The following is an 18,696-nucleotide window of genomic DNA, read 5'->3' on the forward strand; positions in this document are numbered from 1 at the left end:
TTACTTTTGCCAGAATGAAATTTACAGCAGCACAAATAGCAGAGATTCTCGACGGAAAAATTGAGGGTAATCCCGAGGTCGAAGTATCTAAATTAGCTAAAATTGAAGAAGGCGGGGAAGGTTCCCTTACCTTTCTAAGTAATCCCAAATATACTTCTTACATATATACCACCCAGGCTTCCATCACTATTGTAAACGGTGATTTTGAAGCTGAAGAACCTATAACTACCACTTTAATAAAGGTAAAGGATGCTTATAAGGCATTCTCTAAATTGCTCGAATATTACAACCAAATAAAGTTAAACAAGCAGGGGATTGAACAACCCAGTTTTGTTTCAGATTCAGCAGAATTTGGAGAGAACCTTTATTTAGGCGCTTTTGCATATATAGGCGAAAACGTGAAAATTGGCGAAAACGTGAAAATTTATCCTAATGTCTATATTGGTGATAATGTGAATATAGCGAATGATGTTATAATTTTCCCGGGGGTAAAAATTTATTCAGAAACAATTATCGGAAATAATTGCGTTTTACATAGTGGGGCAATAATTGGTGCCGATGGTTTTGGATTTAGTCCAGATGAAACCGGCAAATACTCTAAAGTTCCACAAATTGGAAATGTAATTATAGAAGATAATGTAGATATTGGGGCCGGTACCACAATAGATCGCGCAACTCTGGGTTCTACTATAATAAGGGAAGGTGTAAAACTTGACAACCAGATCCAGATTGCCCATAATGTTGAAATTGGATCTAACACAGCCATCGCCGCTCAAACCGGCATTGCCGGTTCTACCAAGATTGGTAAGAATTGCATGATTGGTGGACAGGCCGGATTTGCCGGGCACTTACAAATAGGAGATCGGGTGAAAATTCAGGCTCAATCAGGAATAGGCCGAAATGTGAAAGATGATGAAATATTGCAAGGTTCTCCCGCATTTGGTTATGGAGATTTCGCCAAATCTTATGTTCATTTCAAAAACTTACCTAAAACCATAGATACACTTAACCAATTAGAAAAAACGATTAAGAATGGCTTATAAAAAAGCAAAACAACATACCATAGATCGGGAGATTTCTCTTGAAGGGGTTGGGCTGCATACCGGTCAAAAAGTTAAAATGACTTTTAAACCTGCGGCAGAAAATTCCGGTTATGTTTTTAAAAGAAAAGATTTAGAAGGAGAACCCGAAATTGAAGCAGACATAAGTTATGTGGTGAACACCCAGCGTGGAACCAATCTTGAAAAAAACGGGGTGAAAATTCAAACTTCAGAACACGTGCTTGCCGCTTGTGTTGGTCTGGATATAGATAATATTTTAATTGAACTAAACGCATCTGAACCACCAATTATGGACGGTTCTTCAAAATTCTTCGTAGAGGCTCTTGAAAAAGCCGGAGTGGTTGCGCAGGAAGCCGAACGAGAAGAATTTATTGTGGAGGAAGTGATAACTTATCACGACGATGAAAGCGGAAGCGAAATAATTGTAATGCCAGCGGATGAATACCAGGTGACCACAATGGTAGATTTTGGTACTAAGGTTTTAGGAACACAAAATGCCACAATTTCACGTTTATCTCAATTTAGGGATGAAATCGCGAATGCAAGGACTTTCAGTTTTTTACATGAACTTGAAGCTTTATTAGATAACGGTTTAATAAAAGGAGGAGATTTAAATAACGCCATTGTTTACGTAGATAAAGAAATTAACGAAGAGACTTTAAAGAAACTTCGGGCAGCTTTTAAGCGTGATAATATTTCGGTAAAACAAAACGGAATCCTGGATAATCTAACTTTACATTACCCCAATGAAGCTGCACGGCATAAACTTTTGGATGTAGTAGGAGACCTTGCCTTAGTGGGAACCCGAATTCGCGGAAAAGTTATCGCTAACAAACCTGGACATTATGTAAATACCCAGTTTGCTAAAAAACTATCAAAAATAATTAAGACAGAAAAGAGGAATAATGTTCCAAAAATAGATTTGGATCAAAAACCTTTGATGGATGTGACTGATATTATGGATATCCTGCCGCATCGCTCACCTTTTCTGTTGGTAGACAAGATCTATAGTTGCACAGATACTTGTGTAATAGGGATGAAAAATGTCACGATGAATGAGCCTTTCTTTGTTGGCCATTTTCCCGGAAAACCGGTAATGCCCGGTGTACTTCAGGTGGAAGCCATGGCTCAAACTGGGGGTATTCTTGCTTTAAAATCAGTTCCCGATCCAGAAAATTATCTTACTTATTTTATGAAAATAGATAATGTAAGATTTAAACAACAGGTAGTACCTGGAGATACATTAATATTTAAATTAGAATTACTAGCGCCTATTCGGCGTGGAATTTGCCAAATGCAGGGTTATGCCTATGTAAATGGAAAACTGGCTACCGAAGCTGTACTTATGGCGCAAATTGTAAAATCAAAATAAAAAATATGAACCAGCCTTTAGCTTACGTACATCCGGGAGCCAAAATTGCTAAAAATGTAGTGATAGAACCTTTTACCACTATACATAATAATGTAGTAATTGGCGAAGGAACCTGGATTGGATCTAACGTAACTATAATGGAAGGTGCCCGCATTGGAAAGAATTGTAGTATTTTTCCGGGAGCCGTTATTTCTGCCATTCCGCAGGATAAAAAGTTTGATGATGAAGATACCATTACGGTTATTGGAGATAATACGACGATTAGAGAGTGTGTAACCATAAATCGTGGTACTACAGATCGAATGAAAACCGTAATCGGGAAAAATTGCTGGATTATGGCGTATTGCCATATTGCGCACGATTGTATTGTAGGAGATAATTGTATCTTCTCCAATAATAGTACTCTTGCCGGGCATATCAATGTGGGAGACTACGTGGTTCTTGCCGGGATGGCCGCTATTCAGCAGTTCTGTAGTATTGGAAGACACGCCTTTGTAACCGGGGGATCCCTGGTTAGAAAAGACGTTCCACCTTTTGTGAAGGCTGGAAGAGAACCGCTTTCTTATGTAGGTATTAATTCTATTGGTTTACGCCGAAGAGGTTTTACTACCGATAAAATTCGGGAAATACAGGATATTTATAGAATTTTATATCAGAAAAACTATAACAATTCCCAGGCTGTTGCTATTATTGAAGCTGAAATGCAGGCAACCGCAGAAAGGGACGAAATTTTAGAATTCATTAAAAACTCACAGCGAGGTATCATGAAAGGATACTTTAGCTCTAATTAAAACGAAATAATGGCTAGTACAAGTGATATTAGAAACGGATTATGCATTCGTTACAACCACGACATTTTTAAGATAACAGAATTTTTACACGTAAAACCGGGAAAAGGTCCTGCTTTTGTTCGAACCAAACTTAAAAGTGTAACTACAGGAAAAGTGATTGAAAATACTTTTTCTGCTGGGCATAAGATTGAAGATGTTCGTGTGGAAACACATAAGTTTCAATATTTATACAATGATGGCGAATTCTATCATTTTATGAATGTTGAAGATTACACGCAAATTCGTTTGGTTGAAGGTGTTTTAGATCAGCCAAAACTTTTAAAGGAAGGTGAAGTGGTTACCGTAATTATCAATACTGAAGATAACGCGCCGTTATCAGTAGAAATGCCTGCAAGTGTTATTTTAGAAGTTACACATACCGAACCCGGACTTAAAGGTAATACGGCTACAAATGCTACTAAACCGGCAACCGTAGAAACCGGAGCAGAAGTAAATGTTCCCTTGTTCATCAACGAAGGTGACAAAATTAAGATTGAAACTGAAAAAGGTACTTATAAAGAAAGAATTAAAGAATAATTTTTTCAAGAATAGAGGATTGAAAGGTTTTAAGATCGTCATCCTGAATTTATTTCAGGATCTAGCTCTATGAAAATAATATTCTTGTTAGAAGCTGAAACAAGTTCAGCTTGACGAAAATAAGATCGGTCAGTAACTTCTTACTAATTTAAATCTATGAAATTTCCACAAGAACATACGCTACAGCAAATTGCTACTATTATTGATGCCGAATATATTGGTGATGCCAATTTCCCGGTGTTGGGAATGAATGAAATTCATGTGGTAACGCCCGGCGATATTGTTTTTGTTGATCACCCTAAGTATTATGACAAGGCCTTGAATTCAGCTGCAACCGTAATTTTGATCAATAAAAAAGTCGATTGCCCTGAAGGAAAAGCATTGCTTATTTCAGAAGATCCTTTTTCAGATTTTAATAAACTTACTCAATATTTTAAACCCTTTGCCAAAGCCGAAAAAACTATTTCAGAATCTGCTCAAATAGGGAAGGGGACACATATTCAGCCTAATGCTTTTATCGGGAATGATGTGAGAATTGGTAGCGATTGTCTTATTCATTCTAACGTAAGCATTTACGATAACGCGGTGATTGGAAATAATGTAATAATTCATTCCGGAACCGTTTTAGGAAGTGATGCTTTTTATTTTAAAACCAGGCCGGAAGGTTTTGATAAATTAAGATCTGGCGGACGTGTTGTAATAGAAGACAATGTAGAAATTGGAGCAAATTGCACTATAGATAAAGGCGTTACCGGAGATACCACCATTAAAGAAGGGACTAAGCTGGATAACTTAATCCAGGTTGGTCACGATACAGTAATTGGAAGAAAATGCCTCATCGCCAGCCAGGTCGGAATTGCCGGTTGTGTAATTATTGAAGATGAAGTAACAGTTTGGGGGCAAGTTGGAATGCGCAGCGGAATTACCGTAGAAAAAGGCGGAATCCTTATGGGACAAGCCGGAATCACTAAATCAACTAAAGCCAATAAAATCTACACAGGTAATCCAGCAATGGAATCCCGGGCTAAATTAAAAGAATTGGCACTCTTAAGGCAATTACCTAAATTGCTGGAAAAATTAAAATAAAATACTATGGGCGGAAAAAGTAAAGATATTGTTGAGAAATTTTATACTTCCTTATTTAATGGAGAAGAAGATATATTAGACAAATACTTACATCCCAATGTAGCTCTTACCTGGTATGGCACCACCGGACTAAAAAAGTTGGATTTTAATGAAATTCTTGCCATTAGAAATGATATGGCTAAAAACTATGAATCTCTTAAAGCTGAAATTGAAAAGACCGTAGAAGAAGGTCATCAAATCGCTATTCAGTTTACTTATCATGTAAAGACCATAGAAAATCCGGATGAAGAAATGCCACTTGCGCATTTTATGGCTATTTGGGAATTAAAGGACGACAAGCTCTATAAGGGCGTGCAAATCTCACAACTTGGTGAGGAGATAGACGAAAGTCCCTGGTCTTAAGGGATTTTTAATTTCATTCTAAAATTAAAAAGTTAAATATTTGATTCTATTTTTGTAGAACGAATATTTATTCTACATTTGTAGTTGTAATTCTATAGATGTAGAAATGAATTTATCAAAATCAAAAGAACAGTTAATGCAAATTTTGTGGAAGCAGGAAAAAGCTTTCATGAAAGATCTTGTAGATGCCTATTCAGAGCCAAAACCAGCAAACACTACCATTGCTACTTTATTAAAAAGAATGCAGGATAAAGGGTTTGTTGGCTTTAAGCAATTTGGAAGGTCCAGGAAATATTATGCTTTAGTAAAGAGAAGAGATTATTTTTCTAAGCAAATGAATGGTTTTATTAAAAACTTCTTTAATAATTCAACTTCCCAATTCGCCTCTTTTTTTACAGAGCAGTCTAATATGAGCGAAGATGAGTTAAAGGAGCTTAGAAAATTAATAGACGATAAAAGATAAGAAATAATGGAAACTTATATCCTAAAATCTATCGGCTGTCTATTAATACTATATACTTTTTATAGGCTGTTCCTGGAAAATGAAAAGGCACATAGTTTTAAGCGTTTTTTCTTGATTGCCATTTTGATTATTTCATTCACTCTACCATTTATTACTATTACTTACGAGGCAGAGGTGGCTCCAGGTTATAGTCTTCAGCAGTATTTGTATCAACCAGATAATACAGTAGAAGCTTCAGAAGCTAATTCCAATTTCAATTTTTCTAAAATTTTATGGATTGTATATATAATAGGAGTTTTATGCTTTTTGGTGCGCTTCTTAAAAAATATTCTTCAATTAAATTATACAATAAAAAACAACCCGAAAGAAGTAAATAAATATAGCACCAGGGTGTTGCTGCCTTTTAGAACAATCCCCTATTCCTACTTTCAATATATATTCCTGGAGAAAGAGCGCTACTTAAAAGGAGAAATTCCAACAGAAGTTATTCAGCACGAAGAAGCTCACGTTAAGCAGGGGCATACTATAGACCTTTTTGTTTTAGAAATCCTCCAAATTTTATTCTGGTTTAATCCTTTAATCTATTTCTTAAAACGATCAATGCGATTAAATCACGAATTTCTTGCGGATGATGCTGTATTAAAAAATCAAGCCGACCCGGTTTCTTACTCAAATTTAATTATTAATAGCTCAAGGGAGCTACATCAACTCTCCTTAACGAGCCCATTCAAACATTCATTAATCAAAAAACGAATTATTATGATTTCAAATCAATTTTCAGGAAAGTTATTTTTTAGTAAAATCGGACTTTTAATTCCGGTCTTATGTTTATGTATTTATTTTTTCAATAATGATATTGTTGCAAAGACAATTCCACATGAAAATGTATCAAAATCGGAAGTGTTTCAGCAGGATTATTTATTTTTTATCGAAGTGGTGGGTGAATCCATCAAATTAAATGGAAAAGAGGTGAGGCTTCAAAATTTTGCTGAAAAGCTTGATAATATTACACAGAAGTATTCTGAAGACGATATAAGAAGTAAAAATTTTCGACTTCATTTATCGAACATTCCCGATGATTTTGCCGAAAAACTAAATAAGGAATACAAAAAATCGAGGTATTTTAACCTGAACCCTAGCGAGGATGGATTGTTTCCATCAACGCCACCTGTACCGTCAAAACCGGAAGGTCAAGTGCCCCAACCACCCAAAGCACCTAAACCCGGTGAAGTAGAAGCCCCTGAAGTACCTGATGTACCAGAAGCACCTAAAGAACCTGTTAGGATCGAAGTACGAGAAGTTCCCGAGACTCCCGAAGCTCCCGACGCACCGGTTGTTATTGAAGTAAGGGAAAATCAAAATTTACACGAAGAAAGAATGAAGATTAGGGAAGAGCATTTAAAGAAAAGGGAAAAGCACATAGAGTTAAGGGAAGAAAAGCTCGAAAAAAGAAGACTGGAATTTGAAGAAAGAAGGCGGAAAATTCTTGAAAAAAGGAGAAATAATAAGGATCAGAACTCGTAATTTTTTGTCCTTAAATTATTTTTCTGAAACAATAACCGATCTAAACTTTAACGAAACATTTGAATTTTAAAGACTGTTTTGAGTAAAAACGGCTTAATAAACTTCACAAAACGCTTTATCTTTTATATTTAAAAACCTACTTTTGTAATCGCAAAAATCAAAAAATTTATGAGCGTTTTAGTCAATAAAAATTCAAAAATAATAGTTCAGGGATTTACCGGTAGCGAAGGTACTTTTCACGCTGAACAAATGATAGAATACGGAACCAACGTTGTTGGAGGTGTAACTCCTGGTAAAGGAGGTCAAAAACACCTTGACAAACCGGTTTTTAATACAGTTTCTGATGCTGTTGAAAAAACTGGAGCAGATGTTTCTATAATCTTTGTGCCGCCAGCTTTTGCTGCTGATGCAATTATGGAAGCTGCAGATGCCGGTATTAAAGTGATCATTACAATTACTGAAGGTATTCCTGTTGCCGATATGGTAAAAGCATACGATTATATTCAGGGCAAAAACTGCCGTTTGGTAGGACCTAACTGTCCGGGTGTAATTACTCCTGGAGAAGCTAAAGTTGGTATTATGCCAGGTTTTGTTTTCAAAAAAGGAAAAGTAGGTATTGTATCTAAATCCGGTACTTTAACTTACGAAGCTGCAGACCAGGTTGTGAAGCAAGGTCTTGGTATTACTACTGCCATTGGTATTGGTGGAGATCCAATTATTGGGACCACAACTAAAGAAGCTGTAGAATTACTTATGAACGATGATGAAACCGAATGTATCGTAATGATCGGTGAAATCGGTGGTCAGTTGGAAGCAGATGCTGCTACCTGGATTAAAGAAAGTGGAAATAAAAAGCCGGTTGTAGGTTTTATCGCCGGAGAAACTGCACCAGCAGGCCGTACTATGGGTCACGCAGGAGCAATTGTAGGTGGAAGCGAAGATACCGCTCAGGCCAAGAAAGCTATTCTTAAAGAAAATGGAATTCACGTAGTTGACTCTCCAGCAGAAATTGGCAAAAAAGTAGCCGAGGTTATGAAAGGCTAATTTCAAAAATATTAAATAAAAATGTAACTTTTTAAGTTCGCTGATGTCTAACATTAGCGAACTTTTTGTTTTAAACCAATTTTTATTTAATATGAAGAAAATTTATTACCCACTATTTGCCTTTTTATTTATTTTGGCCACGGCTTGCAATAACGATAAAAAGGAAGAAAAAACTTCCGAAAATCACACAGATGAGGCAGGCTTTAATTATGTAACCTATGCTAACGACCCAACAGGTTTACGTCTTTACACCTTAGACAACGGACTCAAGGTTTACCTTAGTAAAAATGAGGAGGAACCAAAAATTCAAACCCTTATTGCGGTTAGGGCTGGGTCTACTTACGATCCTGCAGATAATACCGGTCTTGCTCACTATTTAGAGCATATGGTATTTAAAGGTACCGGCGAAATCGGAACCCAGGATTGGAAAAAAGAGAAGGTTCTTTTAGATGAGATCTCAAATCTTTATGAAGAACACAAAAGCACCTCTAACCCGGAGGAGAAGAAAAAGATCTATCGAAAAATAGATTCAGTTTCCCAGGAAGCTTCCAAATTATCTATTGCTAATGAATATGATAAAATGGTAAGTTCTCTTGGTTCTGAAGGTACAAACGCTTTTACCTCTAGTGAAGAAACTGTATATGTAAACAAAATTCCTTCAAATGAGCTTGATCGCTGGTTAGAGGTGGAAAGTGAACGTTTTAGCGAGTTAGTTTTGAGATTATTCCATACAGAACTTGAAGCTGTTTACGAAGAATTTAACCGTGGGCAGGATAGCGATGGGCGCAAGCAATACCAGGCGGTTTTAGAAGGCCTTTTTCCTAATCATCCCTATGGTACTCAAACCACTATTGGAGAATCAGAGCATTTAAAGAATCCATCTATGGAGGCGATCCATAATTACTTTAATACCTATTATGTGCCTAATAATATGGCGGTAATTTTATCTGGGGACCTGGATTTTGATTCTACCATTCAAAAAGTAAACGATGCTTTTGGAAGTTATGAGGAAAAAGAAGTAAACCACCCTTCTTTCCCTGAAGCTGAACCAATTGCAGCACCTATTGAAAAAGAGGTGTTCGGGCCTACTTCAGAATCTGTTTATTTGGCCTATAGAACCAATGGTGTTGGTAGTGAAGATCAGAAAAAAGTGGTTTTAATAGACTATATTCTTGCAAATTCACAAGCTGGTTTAATAGATTTAAACCTGAATCAGCAGCAAAAAGTTCAACGAGCATCATCTTTCACCAATTTTGATAAGGATTATGGATTTCACCTGCTTTATGGAATGCCAAAGGCAGATCAATCTTTAGAAGAAGTAAAAGATTTATTGATTGGAGAAGTAGAAAAAATAAAAAGCGGAGATTTTGAAGACTGGCTTATAGAGGCGGTTATAAACGACCTTAAATTATCTCAAATTCGTCAGTACGAAAATGCTTCGGCAGTAGCTTATGCACATTTAGATGCGTTTATCAATTTTCAAAATTGGGAAGAAAATTTAGAATTTCTGGATGAACTGGCTACTATTTCAAAGCAAGAACTGGTAGATTTTGCCAATGCTCATTACAAGGATAACTACGTGGCTGTATACAAGCGCCAGGGAGAAGATCCTAATATTGCCAAAGTAGAGAATCCTGAAATCACCCCTATTCAGTTAAACAGAGATAAAGAATCTGATTTTGTTGCTGAATTTAATAAAATCGAATCTCCGGACCTGCAACCACAATTTGTAGATTATAAAGAAGCAATTAAAAAATCTGAAACTGAAAGTGGACTTCCGGTTTCTTATATTTTAAATGAAAACAACGATCTATTCAATCTTTACTTCATTTTTGATATGGGGCAGGATAATGATAAGGAGTTAGCACTGGCAGCCGGTTATCTTGACTATTTAGGAACCGACAAATATACTCCGGAGGAGGTTAAACAGGAATTCTATAAACTAGGGATTAACTACTTTGTGAATTCTGGAACCGATAGAACTTATGTTGGCTTAAGCGGATTAAAAGAAAACCTACCTGAAGGGATGAAACTTTTAAATCATCTTTGGGAGAATGCAACGGTAAACGAAGAGGCTTATGATAAATATGTAGACCAGATTCTTAAAGGACGCCAGGATGGTAAAACCCAAAAAGGCAATATTCTTTTTAATGGTTTGATGAATTACGGTAAATATGGCGAGGATTCGCGCTTAAGAAATATTTATACCGCTTCAGAACTTCAGGAGAAGAATCCAGCAGACTTGGTTCAGAAGCTAAAGGATATGCGCAATTATAAGCAGCGTATTTTTTACTACGGAAAAGATGTAGAAAACGCTGTTGCAGCTTTAGATGAAAATTACAAAGTTCAGAATGATCTAAAGGATTACCCTGAAGCTAAGACATATACCGAAAAGGAAACCGGTGGCAATGTTTACTTTGTAGATTATGATATGGTGCAAAGTGAGATGTTGTTTTTAGCCAAAGGAGAGGATTTTGATGCCGAAAAAATGGCAGCAACTTCCTTGTTCAACACTTATTTTGGGAGCGGACTTTCTTCTATAGTTTTTCAGGAAATTAGAGAATCTAAATCCCTGGCATATTCTGCTTATTCCAGTTATCAGACGGCATCAGAGGTTAATAAACCAAATTATGTGATGGCTTATATCGGTACCCAGGCTAATAAAATGCCACAGGCTGTTGAAGCAATGATGGAGTTAATGACTAATATGCCGGAAGCCGAAGAACAATTCCAGTCGGCCAAAGAAGCCGCGCTTAAAAAGATTGCAGCCGAGCGTATTACTAAAACCTCAATCTTCTGGAGCTATGAGTCCTTGAAGAAAAGAGGCCTGGATAAGGATATGCGTAAGGAAATGTATGAAACCATTCAGGATATGAGCCTGGCAGATCTAAAAACTTTCTTTAATGAGAACATCAAAGGCCAGAACTATAATGTATTGGTGATTGGTGACAGAGAAGAAGTAGATATGAATGCATTATCCAAACTTGGTGAAGTTCAGGAAATGGATATAGATTTCTTATTTAATTATGAGAAAGAAGTGCCTGTTGAAGTGGAAATGTAATCGAAACTCTATAAAAAATCCCCTTTATCCTTTTGGATTCAGGGGATTTTTGTTTTTAAGAGCTTTATCCGATTTCAATAAATTATTGTAATTTTGAATGGATTAAGTAGAATCTCTATGCAAAACCTGGAAGAAATAAAAGTCAAATTAAGAGCGCATAAAAATGCTCTTTCAAAGAAATATCATATATCTAAACTTTCGGTATTTGGATCTTATGCTCGTGGCGAACAACAAGAAAACAGCGACCTGGATATTTTAGTAGATTTTAAAGAAAATATAGGAATAAAAATAATCGATCTGGCCGAGGAGCTTGAGCAGATTATTGGTTTAAAAGTAGACCTAATCTCTAGAAATGCTTTAAAAACCTGCTATTTTATGGCTATCGAAAAAGAATTGGTTAATGTCTAAACGGGATGCTAATTTACTACTTGAGGATATTTTAGAACCCATAGATAAAATTCAAAAATACACAGTCAATTTAGATTTTAGTGCTTTTCAAAATGACGATAAAACCGTAGATGCTGTAATTAGGAATTTCGAAATAATAGGTGAAGCTGCCAATAGACTCCCCGAGGAATTTAGGAAAAATAATGAAGAGATAAATGGGAATCGTATTCGCGGATTTCGAAATAGGATTGTCCACGAATATTTTGGCGTAGATTTAAGCATAGTTTGGTCTATCATCGAAAATAATATAAAACGATCTTAGTATTCAAATACAAGAATTACGATCTGATAATCACTAACCAAAAAATAAATAATGAAATTATTAGAAGGAAAGAATGCCATAATAACCGGCGGTAGCCGTGGAATAGGAAAAGGAATAGCTCAGGTTTTTGCTGAACACGGTGCCAATGTAGCTTTTACCTATAACTCTTCGGCCGAATCTGCAAATGCATTAGCCGATGAATTAAGCAAACTGGGAGTAAAAGCAAAAGCCTACCAGTCAAACGCAGCCAGTTTTAAAGAAGCAGAACAATTAATAAAAGACGTAGCGGCCGATTTTGGAGATATAGACATTGTAATTAACAATGCGGGTATCACCAAAGACAACCTTTTGATGCGTATGAGTGAGGAAGATTTTGATAAGGTGATTGAAGTAAACCTAAAATCTATCTTTAATATGACCAAAGCAGTGCAGCGTACTATGCTGAAACAGCGAAAGGGCAGCATTATCAATATGAGTTCGGTAGTTGGTGTGACAGGAAACGCCGGACAGGCGAATTATGCAGCTTCAAAAGCCGGGATTATTGGATTTTCTAAATCTATGGCTCAGGAGCTTGGTTCCAGAAATATTAGAACCAACGTGATCGCTCCAGGATTTATAGAAACCGAAATGACCGAAAAGCTGGACGAAAAAGTTGTAGATGGTTGGAGACAGGCTATACCGTTAAAACGAGGCGGAGCTCCCGAAGATATCGCAAATGCGTGCGTTTTCCTTGGTAGCGACCTTAGTTCCTACATTACCGGACAAGTACTTCACGTAGACGGCGGAATGCATACATAAGTTGGAAGTACGAAGTTAAAGGTACGAGGTTGGAAGTATAGAAAAAAAGATTGGTTTTGCAGGACTTAAAAAAGAGAACAAAATTATTTGCGGTGAATTGCTGGGGTTTCTGCAAGAAAATTCCGTATTCTCGTGAATACAACGCTTATGTAAACCAACTTATAAGATGTTCCAGTTCTGTTGGAGCAAATTATAGAGCTTCTCAAAGAGCAAAGTCTACAGCAGATTTTATAAATAAACTTAAAATCGTTGAAGAGGAAGTGGATGAAAGCGCCTACTTTTTAGAGATATTTATTCTAATCTTAGATAAAAACATATCAGAAGCCCAGGAATTAAAGAAAGAGGCAGACGAACTTTTAGCTATTATGGTAGCCTCGATTAAAAGTGCAAAACGTAAACTATAATGAATTAGTTCGTACCTCGTACCTCAAACCTCGTATTTTTCTGCTTTATGGACATATCAACAATTTTTTATATAGCCCTGGCCATAATTATTGCGCTGGGGTTTGCTTTTTTTCAATACCTCTATAAAAGTAAGAACAAGAGGAGGGAGACTTATGTTTTCTTTACTTTACGCTTTCTCTCTGTTTTTATACTTCTTTTATTACTCATCAACCCTAAAATCATTTCTACAACTTACGAACTCGAAAAACCAAATTTAATCCTGGCAGTAGACGATTCTGAATCTATTGCGCATTTGGAGCAGGAAGATACCGTAAGGGAAATTCTGGAATACTTGAAATCAAGTGAAGCTCTTAAGGAGCGTTTCGAACTGGTTCAATATAACTTCGGAAATGAATTATTAAATTCAATTGCTGCACAATTCAATGCTCCCCAAACCAATATTTACGCTGCGCTGGAATCGTTAAAAGATTTATCCAGAAAGAAATCAGCCGCCATTGTTCTTATTTCTGACGGGAACCAAAGTACAGGAAGGGATTTTCGATATTTCAAAACGGGAAATAATCAGGAAATTTATCCTTTGGTAGTTGGGGATACCACGCAATATTTAGATTTGGAACTATCCCGATTGAATGTAAATACCTATGCATTTCTAAATAACCGTTTTCCGGTGGAAGTTTTTATCTCATATTCAGGGGAAGAAGAAATAAGCTCAGAATTTATAATAAGGTCGGGAGAAAATGTAATTTTTTCTAAAGAAATCACTCTAAATTCGGAAAATAACTCTACAGTGATTCAGGCTGAACTTCCGGCTTCAAGACTTGGAGTTTTATCTTATGAAGCTGAAATTATTCCGTTAGAGATTGAAAAAAATACGGCAAATAACACAAAAAAGTTTGCGGTAGAAGTAATCGATGAGCGCAGTAAAATTCTGCTGATAAGCGCCATTCCACATCCGGATATTGGAACTTTTAAAAAGTCAATTGAAACCAATAAACAGCGACAACTTGATATAAAATATCTTCAGGATGATTTATCAAATTTAAAAGAGTATCAATTGGTGATTTTGTATCAGCCTTCTTCAGGCTTTGCTTCTGTTTTTGAAGATTTAGAAGAGAATGATCAAAGTTATCTGGTGGTTTCAGGAACTCAAACCGATTGGAATTTCCTGAATAGAATTCAGGATTTCATAAAGAAAGATTTTGCTAATCAATCTCAGGAAATCTTCTCGGTAAAAAATTTAAACTTTAATCAGTTTCAGTTTGAAGAAGTTGGTTTTTCAGAATTTCCTCCGCTGGAAGATAAATTTGGAAGCATTAGAGTACAAAGCAATTCTTTTGAAAGTATTTATTTCCAGAAAATAGAAAACGTAGAAACCTCACAACCTTTAATTGCGATCGAGGGGAAGGGTCAAAATAAAAAAGCTTTTATTTTCGGGGAAAATATCTGGAGATGGCGCTCTGCATCTTATTTGGAAGATAAATCCTTTGAAAAATTTGATAATTTTATAGGGAAGCTTGTTCAAAATATCGCTTCAACAAAGCAGCGGGAGCGATTGACCATAGATTATAAGTCATTTTATTACGAAAATGAACCGGTAAAAATTATAGCAAATTTCTTTGATCAAAATTATCAATTTGATCCAAATGCCAATTTGGGGATTTCTGTAGAAAGTTCAGGAGAAAACCTTGAATCCCGGTTAATTTTAAGAAATAACGGCTATGAAGTCGATTTTGGAAATTTAACACCTGGAACTTATGATTTTAAGATTACTGAAGCCGGTTCACAAATTTCCCGATCAGGAAGCTTTGAAGTAATTGCTTACAATATTGAGCAACAGTTTATTTCGGCCAATAGAAATGCTATGGAAGCTTTAGCTGCAAGTTCAGGTACTAAAGTTTACCACCAGGATCAGGTTCAGGATATGATTAATACACTTCTTAGTGAGGATAAATACAAACCTGTTCAAAAAAGCCGTCAAAAAATCGTACCTTTGATAGACTGGTTTTACCTTCTATTTATGCTTGTTTTTATACTCGCCGCAGAATGGTTTTTCAGAAAATACAAAGGATTAATTTAAATACAATTACATAGATGGAAAGATTACCCAAACTCGGAATTCCTATTATCATAGGAATCGTACTTTTAATAATTTTTGTTGCAAAATCTACTGTTACCATTGGTTCTGGTGAAGCTGGTGTGCTTTATAAAACTTTTGGCGGTGGTGTGGTTACAGATGAGCCACCTTTAAATGAAGGTTTTCATATTGTAGCCCCCTGGAACAGGGTTTTTGTTTATGAGGTTAGACAACAATCTCTTGAAGAAAAAATGCAGGTTTTAAGTTCTAACGGACTTCAAATTGATATTGATGCTTCTACCTGGTTTCAACCTTCTTATGCCAACCTGGGGAGCTTACACCGTGAAAAAGGTGAAGAATATATTAGGCGTTTACTGCAACCCGCAGTTAGGTCAGCTGCAAGATCGGTTGTAGGAAGATATAACCCCGAGCAATTATATGCCAGTAAAAGAGAGGCTATCCAAAAAGAAATTTTAGAAGAAACCCAAATTTTGCTTAAAGACCAATACGTTCAGGTAAACGAAGTTTTGGTAAGAGATGTATCCCTTCCGCCCAATATTAAAGATGCCATTGAGCGTAAATTACGCCAGGAGCAGGAATCTTTGGAGTATGAATTTAGGTTAACTAAAGCCACTCAGGAAGCAGAACGCCAGCGTATTGATGCTGAAGGTAAAGCCCGTGCAAACGAAATCCTGAACGCTTCTCTAACTCCTAATATCTTAAAGGAAAAAGGAATTCAGGCTACACTAGAGCTTTCAAAATCTAGCAACGCCAAAACAGTGGTTATAGGCTCAGGTGAAGGTGGACTGCCCTTAATTTTAGGAGGAGCAAATTAAACTAAAATGAGATCTGTTTTTTTAAACATACTAAGGCTTTCTATTTTTATAGGAAGCCTTGCTTTTTCAGCACAAACCAGTTCTGTAAACAATTCAGGAACACTTGAAAAGGCTGTGCCTGAAGAAGTTGGAATGTCTTCGGAAAGGATTCTGAAGATTGAGACAATGCTGAAATCTGCTATCGAAGAAAACCAAATTCCTGGCGCCGTAGCTTTAATAGCGCGTGATGGTAAAATTGTTTTTTACGAAGCTTATGGAGAAGCGAAGGCTTCTGGTGAAGAGCTTAAAAAAGATGCTATATTTAGATTGGCTTCACAAACAAAGGCGATTGCCGCCACAGCGGTGATGATGCTTTGGGAAGAAGGGGAATTTCGTTTAGACGATCCTATTTCAAAGTATATCCCCGAGTTTAAAGATCCTCAAATTTTAGTGACTTTTAGGGAGAAAGACAGTACCTACGATGCCATTCCTGCAAAAAATGAAATTACCATAAGGCAGCTGCTAACACATACCTCGGGCCTTGGTTATGGAATGATAGATAGCGATGAGCGCATCAAAAAGATTTACGCCAAAGCCGGCATCACCGAATTATTTACTACGGAAGAAGTAACTATTGAAGAAAACGTAAAGAAATTAGCTGTTTTACCTTTACACCACGAACCCGGTGAAAAATTCACCTATAGTTTAGGTTTGGATGTTCTGGGTTATTTTGTTGAAATAATCTCAGGGCAGGATTTTGATGAATTTCTTGAAGAAAGAATCTTCGATCCCCTGCAAATGGATGATACAAGATTTTATCAACCTTCCACAAATAAAGATCGCTTAGTAGCGGTACAGCATAAAAAAGATGGACAATGGGAAAATTACCCAAATACATTTTATAATACTAATTATCCGTTAGCTGAAAACGGTACTTTCTTTTCAGGTGGCGCCGGGCTTTCAGGTACTGCAGAAGATTATGCTAAATTCCTGCTAATGTATTTGAACCAGGGCGAGTATAATGGAGAACGTTTATTAAGCCGAAATACGGTAAATATTATTCTTGGAAACCATACCGGTGAAAAATTCAATTTCCCCAATAAATACCACGGACTTGCTTTTGGCGTTGTTAGCGAAACCGGAGAAATATCCGGAGGCCAGGGTAGTGCAGGTACTTTCGATTGGGGTGGTTATTTTAATACACAGTATTTTGTCGACCCCGAAGAACAAATAATTGGTATCCTGTTGAAACAAACCCAGGGTAATACGGGCGATGAAACCGGCTGGAAATTCAGGCAAATGCTTTTTAGCGCGATTGATGATTAGATTAAAGATAGCTTTTTTGAGCTGAAAAATCATAGAAGTACTGGATTTTCAGTAAAAGAATTCATAAAAAAACAGAAAGCTGTTTTGCAGTTTAAAATTTATATTTAGATTTGTAATCACAATGAAGAACTTTCAATTACATCACCATCATATTTATTACTACGCTCAGGCGAGGTAAATTTGGTGTGTTGTGATTTCAGCATATTTAAAACCCGTTTGAGCTATTCAAACGGGTTTTTTATTTTATAATAAAAATCAAAACCTCATAGTATTAATCCCGCACAGCTATCGGGACCTGTGAGGTTTATAAAGAAAAAATTAAAAATGAGTCAGGAAAAATTAAGAATTGCTATTCAAAAATCGGGTCGGTTAAACGAAGATTCGCTTAAAATATTAAAAGACGCAGGAATTTCTATAGATAATGGAAAAGAACAGCTTAAAGCTTCTTCCCGTAACTTTCCATTGGAAGTAATGTATTTGCGAAATGGAGATATTCCTCAGTATTTAAGAGACGGCGTGGTAGATGTTGCTATTTTAGGAGAGAACGTTTTAATTGAAAAAGGAAAGGATATTATTCAGGGTGAAAAACTCGGATTTTCAAAATGCCGTGTTTCTCTTGCCGTTCCAAAATCGATGAAATATAACGGTATTAACGACCTGAACGGAAAAAAGATCGCGACTTCCTATCCAAATACAGTAAATGATTTTCTTGAAAAAAAAGGTATTACTGCTGAATTACATATTATTAATGGTTCTGTTGAAATTGCGCCTAATATTGGGCTTGCCGATGGTATTTGCGACATAGTTTCCAGCGGAAGCACGCTCTTTAAAAATGGATTAAAAGAAGTAGAAGTAATGCTGAAAAGTGAAGCAGTACTAGCTATTTCTCCTAAAATTTCTGAAGAGAGAAAAACCATTTTGGAGAAATTGCAGTTTAGGCTTAAATCAGTTTTAAATGCTCGCACTTCAAAGTATATTCTTCTAAACGCACCAAATGAAAACCTGAATAACATCATTAAATTGTTACCCGGAATGCGCAGCCCAACGGTTTTACCGCTGGCTGAAGAAGGTTGGAGTTCAATCCATACCGTAATTAATGAAGAGCGTTTTTGGGAAGTGATAGATGAATTGAAAGAAAATGGAGCCGAAGGTATTTTAGTTGCTCCAATTGAAAAAATGGTACTTTAAG

Annotated in this window: 18 protein-coding genes; all 18 read left to right on the plus strand. The window is 36.4% G+C overall.

From position 1 onward, the window contains the following. Nucleotides 1-14: 14 nt before the first annotated feature. The 18 genes from lpxD to hisG all read left to right on the plus strand — a co-directional run bounded on the left by lpxD (nucleotide 15) and on the right by hisG (nucleotide 18,695). The gene (gene lpxD, locus LB467_RS05920; protein WP_224473107.1) at nucleotides 15-1,043 is read left to right on the plus strand and encodes a UDP-3-O-(3-hydroxymyristoyl)glucosamine N-acyltransferase; all 1,029 of its coding nucleotides are present in this window, start codon (nucleotides 15-17) and stop codon (nucleotides 1,041-1,043) included. Continuing rightward, nucleotides 1,033-2,433, plus strand: coding sequence for a bifunctional UDP-3-O-[3-hydroxymyristoyl] N-acetylglucosamine deacetylase/3-hydroxyacyl-ACP dehydratase (locus tag LB467_RS05925; protein ID WP_224473108.1), 1,401 nt, complete (start codon nucleotides 1,033-1,035; stop codon nucleotides 2,431-2,433). The genes lpxD and LB467_RS05925 overlap by 11 nt, the downstream gene beginning before the upstream one ends. A gap of 5 nt (nucleotides 2,434-2,438) precedes the next feature. After that, nucleotides 2,439-3,224 (plus strand): acyl-ACP--UDP-N-acetylglucosamine O-acyltransferase, encoded by a 786-nt coding sequence (lpxA, locus tag LB467_RS05930; protein WP_224473109.1) that lies wholly within the window; start codon nucleotides 2,439-2,441, stop codon nucleotides 3,222-3,224. Between the two features lie 9 nt (nucleotides 3,225-3,233). Then, entirely contained in the window at nucleotides 3,234-3,800 is a 567-nt protein-coding gene (gene efp, locus LB467_RS05935) for an elongation factor P (protein WP_224473110.1), read from the plus strand. A 156-nt stretch (nucleotides 3,801-3,956) separates the two neighbouring features. After that, a complete protein-coding gene (locus LB467_RS05940) occupies nucleotides 3,957-4,886 on the plus strand; it encodes a UDP-3-O-(3-hydroxymyristoyl)glucosamine N-acyltransferase (RefSeq protein ID WP_224473111.1) in 930 nt (309 codons plus the stop codon). Between the two features lie 6 nt (nucleotides 4,887-4,892). Continuing rightward, nucleotides 4,893-5,288 (plus strand): nuclear transport factor 2 family protein, encoded by a 396-nt coding sequence (locus LB467_RS05945; protein ID WP_224473112.1) that lies wholly within the window; start codon nucleotides 4,893-4,895, stop codon nucleotides 5,286-5,288. A 106-nt stretch (nucleotides 5,289-5,394) separates the two neighbouring features. After that, nucleotides 5,395-5,751, plus strand: a complete 357-nt coding sequence (locus LB467_RS05950; protein ID WP_224473113.1) for a BlaI/MecI/CopY family transcriptional regulator — start codon at nucleotides 5,395-5,397, stop codon at nucleotides 5,749-5,751. Between the two features lie 6 nt (nucleotides 5,752-5,757). Further along, nucleotides 5,758-7,275: a M56 family metallopeptidase gene (locus tag LB467_RS05955; RefSeq protein WP_224473114.1), complete on the plus strand. Its 1,518-nt coding sequence runs from the start codon at nucleotides 5,758-5,760 to the stop codon at nucleotides 7,273-7,275. A 168-nt stretch (nucleotides 7,276-7,443) separates the two neighbouring features. Then, nucleotides 7,444-8,319, plus strand: coding sequence for a succinate--CoA ligase subunit alpha (gene sucD / locus LB467_RS05960; RefSeq protein ID WP_224473115.1), 876 nt, complete (start codon nucleotides 7,444-7,446; stop codon nucleotides 8,317-8,319). A 91-nt stretch (nucleotides 8,320-8,410) separates the two neighbouring features. After that, complete coding sequence (locus LB467_RS05965) at nucleotides 8,411-11,380, plus strand: M16 family metallopeptidase (protein ID WP_224473116.1); 2,970 nt, start codon at nucleotides 8,411-8,413, stop codon at nucleotides 11,378-11,380. Nucleotides 11,381-11,473: 93 nt separating this feature from the next. After that, a complete protein-coding gene (locus LB467_RS05970; protein ID WP_224473117.1) occupies nucleotides 11,474-11,788 on the plus strand; it encodes a nucleotidyltransferase family protein in 315 nt (104 codons plus the stop codon). After that, complete coding sequence (locus LB467_RS05975; RefSeq protein ID WP_224473118.1) at nucleotides 11,781-12,089, plus strand: HepT-like ribonuclease domain-containing protein; 309 nt, start codon at nucleotides 11,781-11,783, stop codon at nucleotides 12,087-12,089. Before LB467_RS05970 ends, LB467_RS05975 begins: the two co-directional genes overlap by 8 nt. A gap of 51 nt (nucleotides 12,090-12,140) precedes the next feature. After that, nucleotides 12,141-12,887, plus strand: a complete 747-nt coding sequence (fabG, locus tag LB467_RS05980; RefSeq protein WP_224473119.1) for a 3-oxoacyl-[acyl-carrier-protein] reductase — start codon at nucleotides 12,141-12,143, stop codon at nucleotides 12,885-12,887. A 56-nt stretch (nucleotides 12,888-12,943) separates the two neighbouring features. Continuing rightward, complete coding sequence (locus LB467_RS05985; RefSeq protein ID WP_224473120.1) at nucleotides 12,944-13,291, plus strand: four helix bundle protein; 348 nt, start codon at nucleotides 12,944-12,946, stop codon at nucleotides 13,289-13,291. Between the two features lie 47 nt (nucleotides 13,292-13,338). Next, a complete protein-coding gene (locus LB467_RS05990) occupies nucleotides 13,339-15,369 on the plus strand; it encodes a vWA domain-containing protein (RefSeq protein ID WP_224473121.1) in 2,031 nt (676 codons plus the stop codon). A 14-nt stretch (nucleotides 15,370-15,383) separates the two neighbouring features. Continuing rightward, on the plus strand, nucleotides 15,384-16,202 hold the full coding sequence (locus LB467_RS05995; RefSeq protein WP_224473122.1) for a prohibitin family protein: 819 nt from the start codon (nucleotides 15,384-15,386) through the stop codon (nucleotides 16,200-16,202). A 6-nt stretch (nucleotides 16,203-16,208) separates the two neighbouring features. Next, entirely contained in the window at nucleotides 16,209-17,507 is a 1,299-nt protein-coding gene (locus tag LB467_RS06000) for a serine hydrolase domain-containing protein (protein WP_224473123.1), read from the plus strand. Nucleotides 17,508-17,831: 324 nt separating this feature from the next. Then, nucleotides 17,832-18,695, plus strand: a complete 864-nt coding sequence (gene hisG / locus LB467_RS06005) for an ATP phosphoribosyltransferase (protein WP_224473124.1) — start codon at nucleotides 17,832-17,834, stop codon at nucleotides 18,693-18,695. Nucleotide 18,696: the final 1 nt, after the last annotated feature.

The sequence above is a fragment of the Salegentibacter tibetensis genome, assembly GCF_020164485.1.
Classification (GTDB): Bacteria; Bacteroidota; Bacteroidia; order Flavobacteriales; family Flavobacteriaceae; genus Salegentibacter; species Salegentibacter tibetensis.

What these genes read in the sequence shown, in the direction of transcription:
- lpxD (WP_224473107.1), top strand. Translation starts at nt 15, where the DNA reads ATGAAATTTACAGCAGCACAAATAGCAGAGATTCTCGACGGAAAAATT.
- LB467_RS05925 (WP_224473108.1), top strand. Translation starts at nt 1,033, where the DNA reads ATGGCTTATAAAAAAGCAAAACAACATACCATAGATCGGGAGATTTCT.
- lpxA (WP_224473109.1), top strand. Translation starts at nt 2,439, where the DNA reads ATGAACCAGCCTTTAGCTTACGTACATCCGGGAGCCAAAATTGCTAAA.
- efp (WP_224473110.1), top strand. Translation starts at nt 3,234, where the DNA reads ATGGCTAGTACAAGTGATATTAGAAACGGATTATGCATTCGTTACAAC.
- LB467_RS05940 (WP_224473111.1), top strand. Translation starts at nt 3,957, where the DNA reads ATGAAATTTCCACAAGAACATACGCTACAGCAAATTGCTACTATTATT.
- LB467_RS05945 (WP_224473112.1), top strand. Translation starts at nt 4,893, where the DNA reads ATGGGCGGAAAAAGTAAAGATATTGTTGAGAAATTTTATACTTCCTTA.
- LB467_RS05950 (WP_224473113.1), top strand. Translation starts at nt 5,395, where the DNA reads ATGAATTTATCAAAATCAAAAGAACAGTTAATGCAAATTTTGTGGAAG.
- LB467_RS05955 (WP_224473114.1), top strand. Translation starts at nt 5,758, where the DNA reads ATGGAAACTTATATCCTAAAATCTATCGGCTGTCTATTAATACTATAT.
- sucD (WP_224473115.1), top strand. Translation starts at nt 7,444, where the DNA reads ATGAGCGTTTTAGTCAATAAAAATTCAAAAATAATAGTTCAGGGATTT.
- LB467_RS05965 (WP_224473116.1), top strand. Translation starts at nt 8,411, where the DNA reads ATGAAGAAAATTTATTACCCACTATTTGCCTTTTTATTTATTTTGGCC.
- LB467_RS05975 (WP_224473118.1), top strand. Translation starts at nt 11,781, where the DNA reads ATGTCTAAACGGGATGCTAATTTACTACTTGAGGATATTTTAGAACCC.
- fabG (WP_224473119.1), top strand. Translation starts at nt 12,141, where the DNA reads ATGAAATTATTAGAAGGAAAGAATGCCATAATAACCGGCGGTAGCCGT.
- LB467_RS05990 (WP_224473121.1), top strand. Translation starts at nt 13,339, where the DNA reads ATGGACATATCAACAATTTTTTATATAGCCCTGGCCATAATTATTGCG.
- LB467_RS05995 (WP_224473122.1), top strand. Translation starts at nt 15,384, where the DNA reads ATGGAAAGATTACCCAAACTCGGAATTCCTATTATCATAGGAATCGTA.
- LB467_RS06000 (WP_224473123.1), top strand. Translation starts at nt 16,209, where the DNA reads ATGAGATCTGTTTTTTTAAACATACTAAGGCTTTCTATTTTTATAGGA.
- hisG (WP_224473124.1), top strand. Translation starts at nt 17,832, where the DNA reads ATGAGTCAGGAAAAATTAAGAATTGCTATTCAAAAATCGGGTCGGTTA.